General features: G+C 71.8%; 11 protein-coding genes. 6 read left to right on the forward strand and 5 right to left on the reverse strand.

Going from position 1 to position 11,614, the window contains the following annotated elements:
• Positions 1-115: 115 nt before the first annotated feature.
• The gene (locus tag ACFZDI_RS17965) at positions 116-580 is read left to right on the forward strand and encodes a single-stranded DNA-binding protein (RefSeq protein WP_391251579.1); all 465 of its coding nucleotides are present in this window, start codon (positions 116-118) and stop codon (positions 578-580) included.
• Positions 581-858: 278 nt separating this feature from the next.
• Entirely contained in the window at positions 859-2,268 is a 1,410-nt protein-coding gene (locus tag ACFZDI_RS17970; RefSeq protein WP_391251582.1) for a Cys-Gln thioester bond-forming surface protein, read from the forward strand.
• A gap of 54 nt (positions 2,269-2,322) precedes the next feature.
• On the opposite strand, the gene ACFZDI_RS17975 is transcribed toward ACFZDI_RS17970, so the two are convergent.
• On the reverse strand, positions 2,323-2,724 hold the full coding sequence (locus ACFZDI_RS17975) for a DUF4234 domain-containing protein (protein ID WP_234847447.1): 402 nt from the start codon (positions 2,722-2,724) through the stop codon (positions 2,323-2,325).
• 368 nt (positions 2,725-3,092) lie between these two features.
• Here ACFZDI_RS17975 and ettA point away from each other — a divergent pair, with 368 nt between their 5' ends.
• From ettA to ACFZDI_RS17990, 3 genes are read left to right on the forward strand one after another with little or no spacing between them, the layout of a single operon-like run.
• Positions 3,093-4,757, forward strand: coding sequence for an energy-dependent translational throttle protein EttA (gene ettA, locus ACFZDI_RS17980; RefSeq protein WP_234847448.1), 1,665 nt, complete (start codon positions 3,093-3,095; stop codon positions 4,755-4,757).
• 6 nt (positions 4,758-4,763) lie between these two features.
• Positions 4,764-5,177 (forward strand): thioesterase family protein, encoded by a 414-nt coding sequence (locus ACFZDI_RS17985; protein ID WP_234847449.1) that lies wholly within the window; start codon positions 4,764-4,766, stop codon positions 5,175-5,177.
• On the forward strand, positions 5,174-5,842 hold the full coding sequence (locus ACFZDI_RS17990) for a hypothetical protein (protein ID WP_391251585.1): 669 nt from the start codon (positions 5,174-5,176) through the stop codon (positions 5,840-5,842). The genes ACFZDI_RS17985 and ACFZDI_RS17990 overlap by 4 nt, the downstream gene beginning before the upstream one ends.
• Positions 5,843-5,872: 30 nt before the next feature.
• Here the strand turns inward: ACFZDI_RS17990 and ACFZDI_RS17995 are convergent, their stop codons facing one another.
• Positions 5,873-6,286 carry a globin gene (locus tag ACFZDI_RS17995; protein WP_234847451.1) on the reverse strand — a complete coding sequence of 138 codons (414 nt, stop codon included), beginning with the start codon at positions 6,284-6,286 and terminating at the stop codon, positions 5,873-5,875.
• A gap of 105 nt (positions 6,287-6,391) precedes the next feature.
• Here ACFZDI_RS17995 and ACFZDI_RS18000 point away from each other — a divergent pair, with 105 nt between their 5' ends.
• Positions 6,392-7,375, forward strand: coding sequence for a methyltransferase domain-containing protein (locus tag ACFZDI_RS18000; protein WP_391251588.1), 984 nt, complete (start codon positions 6,392-6,394; stop codon positions 7,373-7,375).
• 18 nt (positions 7,376-7,393) lie between these two features.
• Here ACFZDI_RS18000 and ACFZDI_RS18005 read toward each other — a convergent pair whose 3' ends face one another.
• From ACFZDI_RS18005 to ACFZDI_RS18015, 3 genes are all read right to left on the reverse strand, one after another.
• Positions 7,394-8,719: an FHA domain-containing protein gene (locus ACFZDI_RS18005; protein WP_391251590.1), complete on the reverse strand. Its 1,326-nt coding sequence runs from the start codon at positions 8,717-8,719 to the stop codon at positions 7,394-7,396.
• A gap of 32 nt (positions 8,720-8,751) precedes the next feature.
• Positions 8,752-10,098 carry a VWA domain-containing protein gene (locus ACFZDI_RS18010; protein ID WP_361110587.1) on the reverse strand — a complete coding sequence of 449 codons (1,347 nt, stop codon included), beginning with the start codon at positions 10,096-10,098 and terminating at the stop codon, positions 8,752-8,754.
• Between the two features lie 99 nt (positions 10,099-10,197).
• Positions 10,198-11,613 carry a protein phosphatase 2C domain-containing protein gene (locus ACFZDI_RS18015; RefSeq protein ID WP_391251592.1) on the reverse strand — a complete coding sequence of 472 codons (1,416 nt, stop codon included), beginning with the start codon at positions 11,611-11,613 and terminating at the stop codon, positions 10,198-10,200.
• Position 11,614: the final 1 nt, after the last annotated feature.

Raw genomic sequence — 11,614 nt, forward strand, 5'->3', positions numbered from 1 at the left:
CGCTCAGCGGGCCCGGCCCGGCGGCGGCAGTCTGGCAGACGCAGCCGTACGGGACGGGCCCGTACGCGTGTCGGCCCGGTGCGTTGTTCGTGGTCCGGGCGAGGGAGGGTTCGCGATGAACGAGACGATGGTCTGCGCGGTGGGCAGGGTGGCGACGCAGCCGGTGTACCGGGAGATGGCGTCCGGCCCGTCGGCGAGGTTCCGGCTGGCGGTGACCGCGCGCTACTGGGACCGCGAGAAGAACACGTGGACCGACGGGCACACCAACTTCTTCACCGTCTGGGCCAACCGCCAGCTGGCCACGAACACGGCGGCCTCGCTGACGGTCGGTGAGCCCGTGATCGTGCAGGGCAGGCTGAAGGTGCGGACCGACGTGCGCGAGGGGCAGAGCTGGACGTCGGCGGACATCGACGCCGTCGCGATCGGTCACGATCTGGCGTGGGGCACCGCTGCCTTCAGGCGCGCGAGCAAGGCGGAGACGGCTCCGTCGTCGACCCAGCCCGAGCCCCATTGGGAAACCCCTCCCGAGGGTTCTCCGGAACCGGATCAACCCGCGGCGTCGGCACCGGCTCTGACATGACGTCAGCCATCTGCTGACTCTGCCCGAACTGCGGCTTATCGGCGAGTGCGCACCGAACGACCAGGGGTGGATTTGTCGATAAGCCCTGCTCGCAGGGATCTTGGCGATAACGATTCCGAGTCGGATCACTCGTCCGACCATCTGACCGGCGGGTGGCGTCCCCCGCGTCCCTAGGATGCCGGACATGGCTCTCGGGACACTTGTGTCCGGTGAGGCCTCTGATTCTGCAGGTGGGACCGTCCCCCCACGTCAACAGGTCCTGCTCGAAGGGGAATTTGGTGTTTGCTTCGTTCTCTGAGCTGTTCGTACACAGGCGAGGCGCGGCCCGCCTCGCCACCGCGACGGTGGTGTCCGGGCTCGTCGCCGCGAGCGGGCTGGCCGGTGCCGGCCGGGCGGCCGCCGACGAGACGACGCAGAGTCAGGGCGGGGCGGCCGCGACGATAGGCGGCCTCAAGACGTTCGGCGCGGCCGTGATACACGCCGGTAGCGGCGACCAGGAGATCTCGGCCGGCCTGTTCGAGATGTCCGTCGACGGCGGCGGCATGCTGCAGACGTACTGCGTCGATCTCCACAGCCCCACGCAGCGGGACGCCAAGTACCACGAGACGCCCTGGAGCAGCACGTCCCTGGGTGCCAACGAGGACGCCGGCAGGATCCGCTGGATCCTGCAGAACTCCTACCCGCAGGTGAACGACCTCGCGACGCTGGCGCGCAAGGCGGGCGTCCGGGGCCCGCTGACCGAGCAGGACGCGGCGGCCGGTACGCAGGTGGCGATCTGGCGCTACTCGGACGAGGCGGCCGTCGACGCCCTCGACCCGCAGGCCGAGCAGCTGGCGGACTACCTGGAGAAGCACGCCCGCAACCTGCCCGAGCCCCGCGCCTCCCTCACCCTCGAACCTCCCGCGGTCTCCGGCCGGCCGGGGGAGCTGCTCGGGCCGGTGACGGTGCGCACCAACGGAGGCAGCGCGACGGTCACCCCACCCGCGGACGCCGCCACGAGCGGGGTGCGGGTCGTCGACAAGCAGGGCAAGGCCGTCACCTCCACGACCGACGGCGGCCAGGTGTTCTTCGACGTCCCGGAGGACGCGGCGGCGGGCACCGCGGATCTGACCGTGCAGGCCTCGACCACCGTGCCGGTCGGCCGGGCCTTCGCCTCCGAGAGCCGCAGCCAGACGCAGATCCTGGCCGGTTCCAGCGAGTCGACGGTGTCCGCGACGGCCGGGGCGACGTGGGCGAAGCAGGGCCCGGTCCCGGCGGTGTCGGCGGCGAAGAACTGCGCCGAGGGCGGCGTCGACATCATCGCGTCCAACAAGGGCGACGAGCCGTACACCTTCGAACTGGCCGGTCTGCAGCACACCATCGCCGCGGGAGAGTCCCGCACGGTGACGGTCCCGCTCCAGGAGGACCAGTCCTACGACTTCACGATCCACGGCCCCGGCGGTTTCCAGAACCGCTTCACCGGTCTGCTGGACTGCCTGACCCGCGGAAGCGACACCGGCACCACGACCCAGACCCTGAGCGGACCGAGCCCGGCGACGGTGGGCGGCACGGCCACGGACACCAACCTCGCCGAGACGGGCGGCTCGGTCATCACGCCCATGATCGCGGGCGTGGCCATCGGCTTGGTCGTGATCGGCGGGGCGACGCTGATCGTGCTGCGGCGCAAGGAGCACACGGCGGGGGAGTGACCAGGGCGAACGCCGTTCCCTTCCCCCAGGTTCGCTGGTCCGGCCGTGGTGAGGTCAGGCGGCGAGAGGCACCTGCTCTCCCTCTGCCGGGATCTGGTAGTGAGCCCAGATCTGGTTCATCTCGTGCTGGTAGTAGAGCGGGTACAGACCGGCCACGATGAAGAGGATGAGGCCGATCCAGGGGTTGCACTCCTGCTCCATCCCGGCGGACCGCTCCATGCGGGCGATGCGCAGACCGGTGTTGTAGACGGAGACGAAGGGGGGAACGATCAACAGCCAGCCGAGGGTGATGGCCACGACCGCCATGGCCGGGTTGACCTCGATCCGGCCGTCGAAGTCCCGGGCCTCACGGTTGATCTTGTAGTACCAGACCAGGTGGTAGATGCCCAGAGTGATCAGGGGCCAAATCAGCCAGACGAGAAATATGTTGCGGGTTTTTCCAGCGCGACCTGACATGACACACCTCCCATATATCCAGTTCAACACGGTCAGCACTGGGGCGCGCGGGGTGAGATGAAACGCCTGAGGCGCAGGTCAGCGCGTCACGACGCCGTCAATGCGGGCGGCGAGCGCGGAGCAATCACGCGGCAGGGGTGAAGCGCCATCCCGCCGCGGGCAGCCGAGTGATCACCTCCGGGCCCGTCCCTGGGCCGCGCGAGGGTGCCCGAGGCCGGCCGACGGCTACCGGCAGTGACTCTCAGCCGTCCATGACAAAGAACCAGGTCAGGCGCCCCCGGCCAGACGCGTTTCCGCCCAGGGGTGGCGGTACGGCAAGATGGGGTGTATCTGCCCACTGCCAGTTTCAAGCTGCCGGACGGTTTCTCTTGGCTGAGTTCATTTACACCATGCGCAAGGCGCGCAAAGCGCACGGCGACAAGGTGATCCTCGACGACGTGACGACGAGCTTCCTGCCGGGGGCGAAGATCGGCGTCGTCGGCCCGAACGGCGCCGGCAAGTCGACGATCCTGAAGATCATGGCCGGCATCGAGCAGCCGTCCAACGGTGACGCCTTCCTCACGCCCGGTTACACGGTCGGCATCCTGCTCCAGGAGCCCCCGCTGACCGAGGACAAGACCGTCCTGGAGAACGTCCAGGAGGGCGTCGCCGGGATCAAGGGCAAGCTCGACCGGTTCAACGAGATCGCCGAGCAGATGGCGACCGACTACACCGACGCGCTCATGGAGGAGATGGGCAAGCTCCAGGAGGACCTCGACCACGCCAACGCGTGGGACCTGGACGCCCAGCTGGAGCAGGCCATGGACGCCCTGGGCTGCCCCCCCGGCGACTGGCCCGTCACCAACCTCTCCGGTGGTGAGCGCCGCCGCGTCGCGCTGTGCAAGCTGCTGCTGGAGCAGCCCGACCTGCTGCTGCTCGACGAGCCCACCAACCACCTCGACGCCGAGTCGGTGAACTGGCTGGAGCAGCACCTCGCCAAGTACCCGGGCACCGTCGTCGCGGTCACCCACGACCGGTACTTCCTCGACAACGTCGCGCAGTGGATCTGCGAGGTCGACCGCGGTCGCCTCTACCCCTACGAGGGCAACTACTCCAAGTACCTGGAGACCAAGGCCGCCCGCCTCAAGGTCGAGGGCCAGAAGGACGCCAAGCGGCAGAAGCGGCTCAAGGAAGAGCTGGAGTGGGTGCGGTCCAACGCCAAGGGGCGTCAGGCCAAGTCCAAGGCGCGTCTGGCCCGCTACGAGGAGATGGCCGCCGAGGCCGACAAGATGCGGAAGCTGGACTTCGAGGAGATCCAGATCCCGCCGGGCCCGCGCCTGGGCAACGTCGTTGTTGAGGTCAGCAACCTCACCAAGGGCTTCGGCGAGAAGCTGCTCATCGACGACCTCAGCTTCACGCTGCCGCGCAACGGCATCGTGGGCATCATCGGCCCGAACGGCGCCGGCAAGACCACCCTGTTCAAGATGATCCAGGGCATCGAGGAGCCGGACTCCGGCGCCATCAAGGTCGGCGACACCGTCAAGATCTCCTACGTCGACCAGAGCCGCGAGAACATCGACCCCAAGAAGACGCTGTGGGCCGTCGTCTCCGACGAGCTGGACTACATCAACGTCGGCCAGGTCGAGATGCCGTCCCGTGCCTACGTCTCCGCCTTCGGGTTCAAGGGTCCGGACCAGCAGAAGCCGGCCGGCGTGCTCTCCGGCGGTGAGCGCAACCGGCTGAACCTCGCGCTCACCCTCAAGCAGGGCGGCAACCTGCTGCTCCTCGACGAGCCGACCAACGACCTCGACGTCGAGACGCTCTCCAGCCTGGAGAACGCGCTGCTGGAGTTCCCCGGCTGCGCCGTCGTCGTCTCCCACGACCGGTGGTTCCTGGACCGCGTCGCCACGCACATCCTCGCCTACGAGGGCGAGTCCAAGTGGTTCTGGTTCGAGGGCAACTTCGAGTCGTACGAGAAGAACAAGATCGAGCGGCTCGGCCCGGACGCCGCCCGTCCGCACCGCGCCACCTACAAGAAGCTGACCCGGGGCTGATCGATCTTGCGGCACCTCTACCGCTGCCCGCTGCGCTGGGCGGACATGGACGCGTACGGCCACGTCAACAACGTGGTGTTCCTCCGCTACCTGGAGGAGGCCCGTATCGACTTCCTGTTCCGCCCGGAGAAGGACTTCAAGCAGGGGTCCGTGGTGGCGCGCCATGAGATCGACTACAAGCGGCAGCTCGTCCACCGGCACCACCCGGTCGACATCGAGCTGTGGGTCACGGAGATAAGGGCCGCGTCCTTCACCCTCACCTACGAGGTGAAGGACGACGACCAGGTCTACGTGCGGGCCTCGACGGTGATCGTGCCGTTCGACTTCGAGGCCCAGCGCCCGCGCCGGATCACCGCGGAGGAGCGGGAGTTCCTGCGCGCGTACCTGGATGACGCCGAGGAGGAGGCCGTCGCCGCATGACGGTGCTCCACCTCGCCGACGAGGGGGAGGCGGCTGATCTCGCCGCCTTCCTCTCCCGGCTGCTCCACTACGACCGTGGGGCCGCGGTGCGTCTGCAGGCCGCGGGCACCGCACTGGCCGTCTTCGGGCGGCCGCCGTCCTTCGAGGTGCTCGCCGTGCGGGCGGTGCGGCTGGCGAAGCCGTACGAGAAGGGTCTCGAGGTCACGCTGGACGTGACCGTGTCCGCCGGGGAGTTCCTGGAGACGGTGGACGAGAAGGCCTGCACGGCCGTCGTGCCGAGCGCGGTGACCGGGCCGCCGTGGGCGGGTGTGCTGCCGCCCCGCAGCGGCTGGCGGGCCGAGCCGGGGCTGCCGGCGCCGGAGGCGTTGCGCGAGCTGGTGACCGCCGTCGTCGCCGAATTCCGATCGCGTACGCAGGAGTTGCCCCCCGAGGCGCGCACACGGACCGAGCTGGACCGGATCGGGCGGGACGTCTGGTCCCGTACGGTCGGGGACACCCGGCTGCCCGTCCGGGCCGTGCACGCGGCGCATTCCCTCGGTTTCCTGCGGCCCGGGGTGCCGCCGGCCCTGTTCTCGTCGGGCGCGTGGCTGAGGCTGCGCACGCCGTACGGGTCCGTCGCCGTACGCCGCGCCGGGCTCGGGGCTCTGGACGTCAGCGTCCGCTGAGCAGCGCGCCCCGGACACGCGTCACGGGCGTCAGCCGGCCGTGTTGACCATCGATGCCGCCGCGTACGTCAGGTACTTCCACAGCGTGTGCTCGTGCTCCTCGGACAGGCCGAGTTCCTCGACGGCGACCCGCATGTGCTTCAGCCACGCGTCGTGCGCCGCCCGGTCGACCGTGAAGGGCGCGTGCCGCATCCGCAGCCGGGGGTGGCCGCGGTTGTCGCTGTACGTCGTCGGGCCGCCCCAGTACTGGATGAGGAACAGCGCGAGGCGCTCCTCGGCCGGGCCCAGGTCCTCCTCGGGGTACATGGGCCGCAGCAGCGGGTCCTCGGCGACTCCCTCGTAGAAACGGTGGACGAGCCGACGGAAGGTCTCCTCCCCGCCGACCTGCTCGTAGAAGGTCTGCTCCTGAAGCGTGCCGCGCCGAATCTCATTCACGCGATCCATGGTCTCAGACGCTCCGGCATAGGACTCAAGACCTAGGACCCGGCCCCGCCGTCGGGCCGCTGCCGTCGGGACTCGGCCGTCGGGCCCTGCCCCTACTGTGGAGACATGGGCGGGCACGCACCCGGCAGTGAACCCGACGGTCTCGCGGACGCCGCGCGAGCGGCGCTGGTGCGGCGGATCGAGGCGAGCGGCGCCTGGTCCGGCGACCCGGGCTGGCGGGAGGCCTTCGCGGCCGTCCCACGGCATCTGTTCGTGCCGTACTACTACGTCGGTGTCGCTGGCGGCTACGAGCGCCGCTGGGCGGAGAGCACCGACCCCAGGGCGCGGGAGCGGTGGCTGCGCGGCGCCTACGAGGACACCCCGCTGGCCACCCGGCTGCGCGACGGCGAGCTGCTGTCCTCCAGCAGCCAGCCGTCGCTGATGGCGGACATGCTGGCCGCGCTGGAGGTGCGGGACGGTCACACGGTCCTGGAGATCGGCGCCGGCACCGGCTACAACGCGGCGCTCCTGGCCCACCGGCTGGGCGACGACAACGTCACGACCGTCGACCTCGACCCCGAGATCACCGAGTCGGCCCGCCGGCACCTGGCGGCCGCCGGGTACCACCCGGTGGTCGTCACCGGCGACGGCGCCCGGGGCGTGCCGGAGCGTGCGCCGTTCGACCGGATCATCGCCACCTGCGCCCTGGGCGGCGTCCCGCGCGCCTGGGTGGCCCAGAGCCGCCCCGGGGGCCGGATCCTCGTGCCGCTGGCCACCGGGCTGGTCCTGCTGACGGTGAGCGGTACGGGGCACGCCGAGGGACGCTTCCTGCACACGCCCGCCTACTTCGTGCCGCTGCGCGGTGCCGGCCGGCCCGGGGGCGAGCCGATGCAGCTGGGCGGGGTGCCGCACCGGGCCCGGGAGGACGACCTGTTCCGGTTCCTGCTGGCCCTGACCCGGGGCAGCCTGGACCCGCAGGAGGCCCACGCGCTGTGGGAGCAGGAGGGCAGACCGCAGCGCGAGCGTTACGGCATCACGGTCGGCGAGGAGGCGGAATGGGCCTGGCTGGACGACCCGGAGGGGCCGTACGCCTGGCCCCTCCCGTCGTGAACGATCCGGTGAGCGGTCTCAGCCGCGGCGGATCGTGATCGTCGTCCAGGCGCCCACGTGCACCCGGTCGCCGTCCTGGAGCGGTACGGGGACGAAGGGCTGGATCGGTTCGTCCGAGCCGTTGACCGTCGTGCCGTTGGTCGAGTTCTGGTCGACGACCGCCCAGTTGCCGTCCGGCTGCTGCACCAGCACCGCGTGCTGGTGCGAGACGCCCGGGTCCTCCGGCGGCGTCGACAGGTCGATGTCGGGGGTGTCGCCGGTGGAGTGCCGGCGGCGGCCGATCGTGAGCTGGTTGCCGGTGAGCGTGCGCTGCTGCTCGGGCGAGTACGCGGGCAGGTTGAGGCCCGCCGCCTCGGGGCCGGAGCGCTGCATCATCGCCATGAAGTAGTCACGGTCCGGGCCGATGGTCGCGGTCCACGTCGCGGGTCCCTGCGGCGCCTGGGGCTGCTGCGGGAAGCCGCCGGGGCCGGGCGGGGCCTGGGTCCCGCCGGGCTGCGGGTAGCCGTAGCCGCCCTGACCGGGACCACCGGGGCCGCCGGGACCACCCTGGCCGCCCGGGCCGGACGTCGGCGGGGAGATCACCCAGTCGTCGTCACCGCCGCCGAAGGACGGACCGCCCTGCTGCGGGGGCCGCCGGGTCTCCTGGGGGAACCCGGGCGGGGCCGGCGGACCGGACGGGTGGAACGCCTGCGGGGCACCGGGGCCGCCGGGACCGGGCGGGGTCGGCCGCGAGGGGTCGGCACCGAAGCCGCCGGGGCCACCGGGGCCGCCCGGGCCGCCGGGGCCGGGCTGGGTCTGCGCGGCGCCGGGCTGCGGGTAGCCGTAGCCGCCGCCCTGCGGACCGCCGGGGCCGGGGTGGCCGGACGGGGCGCCGCCGAACGGCGGGATCGGCTCGGCCGGGCGGTTCACCTGGGACGGGCGGGAGCCCTGGTACTCGTAGGAGTCACCGCCGCCGTACGACGGACCGGGCGGGCCCTGCCGGCCCGGCGGCGGGAAGTGCGCGCCGGGGCCGGACGGCGGGGCCGCGGGGGTGTACGACGTCGCCGTGTTCGTCAGGAAGTTCCACCGGCACTCCTCGCAGAACGGCGCGCCGCCCTCACGGGGCGTACGGCACTGCGGGCAGAGCTCCGGCTCGGCGTTCGGTACGGCGGACAGGTGCGGCGGGCGTCCACCGGGCTGGCCGCCGGGGCCCTGCGGGCCCCCCTGGCCGGCGGGGGGCGGGAAGCCGTAGCCACCGGGCGGCGGCGGGGGAGGAGGCGGAGGCACGGCACCCGCCATGCGGTGACCGCAGACCTCGCACCAGTCGTCGGAACCCGACTGGTGTCCGTTCGGGCAGGTCGGCATGTCGGCGCGTCCCTCCTTCGATCTCTTCTAGGTCACTTCTTGACGCGAACGGTCTTGGTGGAACGGGTTTCGAGCGTCATCTCGTCAGCCTCCGCGACCTTCGCCTTCAGTCGCACAGTACCTGTCGCGGCGTCGACCACGTCCACCACCTTCGCAAGCAGTTTCGCAGTATCGGCGTTCCCGGAGGCACTCGCGAGCTGAACGGCCCTGCCCAGTTTGGCCGTTGCTCCATCCATATCGCCCGACTTGCGAAGATCCAGACCTTGTTGGATGACTTGCGCCAGTTCGGCCTGCCCGGTGTAGTGGGCGACCTGAGGGTTGATCGACGTCGAGGCGACCATGTCGTCCGTCCACACGGCCCGCACCAGACCCTGCGCGCCGAGGTTGTGGACGCTGCCGTCGGGCTGCGGAACGACCAGTGAGATCCGGGCCGCGAGCATCTCCTGCCCGATGTGCGCGACCGGGACCTGGACGCAGACGTGGTAGTCACGCGACTCGTCTCCCCAGGAACCAAGGGGGTAGTCGCCGGCGCGCGGGCCCGCCTCGGTGCGTCGGCCGGTCAGTTCCTCGACGGTCGGCGCGACCTGTTTGACGAACTTCACGGTCGTGTCGACCGGGGTCCACAGCCGCAGCGAGACGTCCGCGACCTCCTTGCCCATCGCCGTCTCCATCATCCGCGTGAAGTCGGCGGCGAGCGCGGCCGGGTCGGCGACGATGTCGGCGGTGCCGAGCAGGGCGGAGGCGATCCCTGTGACTTCTTTCACTTCCCAGTCGGTGCCCACACCCCGCGCGTCACACGTGAAGCGCCCGGCGCACGCGTCGAGCGCGGCTTTGAGGTCCTCGGGCGACTCGTGCTCGTTGCGGCCGTCGGTGAGCAGGATGCCGTGCCGGATCGCGACGTCCGCGGAGGACAGCAGGCGGTCGGCCAGCTTCAGCCAGGTGCCGATGGCCGTGCCGCCGCCCGCGCTGAGCGAGCGCAGCGCCTGCTTGGCCTGCTCCCGGGTGGTGGCGTCGGCGACCGCGACGCGGCCACCGCCCGGGTAGACCTCCTTCGCCACGTGCGTCCCGCCGATCACCGCGAAGTGCACGCCGTCGCGCAGGGTGTCGATCGCCGCGGCGGTGGCGTCCCGGGCGTTGCGCATCTTGGTCGGCGGGTAGTCCATCGACCCCGAGCAGTCGACCATGATCGCAACGGCCGCCGACGGGCCCTGGCCGGGCGCGTAGAGATGGGGCGCCGTGACCGCGCTGCCGATGGTGCCGCCGCCGGTCGCCGTCACCGTGACGATGGCGTTGACCTCGCCGGCACCTTCCGGCAGGTATTCGTTCTGGTAGACGTCCACCGAGAACTGGGGCGCGTTCGACTTCGAGAAGTTGGCCATGCCTGCTTCGATCCCCCTCCAAAGCCCCCGCCGCGGCGGGGTGATCACGGTAGGCGGACCGGTCCCCTCCGGTCCGCCGAGGCGTCCCCGTACGTGGCCTCAGGCCGATCCTGCCCCCTGGGGCTCGGCCGGGAACGGCACGAGCGCCACTGTTACGTTGTCGTGGCCCCCGCCGTCCAGGGCGTGACCGACGAGGACCCGGGCGCCGTGCAGCGGATGCGCGCTCGCGTCGAGGGGGACGACCCGGGCCATCTCCTCGGCCGCCTCCGCGTAGTTCCACAGGCCGTCCGTGCAGACCACGACCACACCGGGCCGGTCCGGCTTGAACGCGGCGGTGTGCGGCTCCAGTTCGTAGGCGTCGGCGCCGAGCCAGCCGGTGATCGCGTGGGCGCGTTCGTCGGCGTAGGCCTCGGCCTCGTTCATCAGGCCTGCGGCGACCATCTGCGCGGCCCAGGAGTCGTCCTCGGTGAGCCGGGCGGGGGGAGCGCTCCGGTCGACCGGCACCCAGTAGGCGCGGCTGTCGCCGACCCAGCCGACGATCAGCAGGCCCGACGTCACCACCGCGCCGACGATGGTGCACGCCGGGGCGTTCTGGTGCGGGGCCTGCTCGCGGACCGTGGCCGGTTCCGCGGCGAGCGAGTTGACGGCGCGCGAAGCGGCGAGGATCGCGTCGTGCATCGCCTGCTGCGGGTGCGTGCCGCGCGGCAGGGCCGCCAGCAGCGTGTCGCCCGCCGCCCTGGACGCCGCCGCGGAGGCGTCGTCGGGGCGGGTCGCCGAGGAGACGCCGTCGCAGACGATCGCGACGGAGGCGGGTGAGCCGTCGGGCAGCGTGGTGGTGCCGATGGCGAACGCGTCCTCGTTGCGGTGGTGGCGCAGACCGCGGTCGCTGACCGCGGCCAATGGGCCGGACTCCTGCTCCATGTGGTCCCGTTCGCGCGGCTGGGCGTGGCCGCAGTTCTCGCAGTAGCCGTCGTCGTCCACGCGGCCGGCCCGGCAGGCGACGCAGACCTTGCCGCCGGCGCCCGCGGCCTGCGCCGCGGGGTCGGCGGACACCCGTGGGTCCGGTGCCTGGAGGAGGTACTCGTCGGGCTGTGTCTGATAGATCTCCGGCGACGCGGCGTGCTCGTCGGGCCGCGGCGGCCGGTCGAAGCGCACACCCCCGGCCGCGGCCGGCGGGGCGCTCGGCGGCGGAGGTGCCTCCGGCGGCAGGGCGGAGCCGCCCGAGTCGGTACCCGGGAGGTCCGACGGCAGGTGCACCGCCTCGGGGGTTCGCGCGCCGTCCGGCCCGGGAGCGGGCCAGGCCGCGCCGGCGGGGGGCGCCGGCGGGGGCTCGGGATACGCGCCGGCCGGAGCGCCCTGGGCGGGCACCGAGCCGTTCAGGGCGATGGTGGGGTTGTCCTGCGGCCGTTCCGGCACGGCGGACAGGTCGTATCCGCACGCGCCGCAGAAACGGTCACCCGACTCGAGGGGTTCCTCGCAACTCGGGCAGGCGGACAACTGGGGCATCTGCGACATC

It is taken from the genome of Streptomyces sp. NPDC007907 (assembly GCF_042959365.1).
In the GTDB taxonomy this organism is placed as follows: Bacteria; Actinomycetota; Actinomycetes; order Streptomycetales; family Streptomycetaceae; genus Streptomyces; species Streptomyces indiaensis.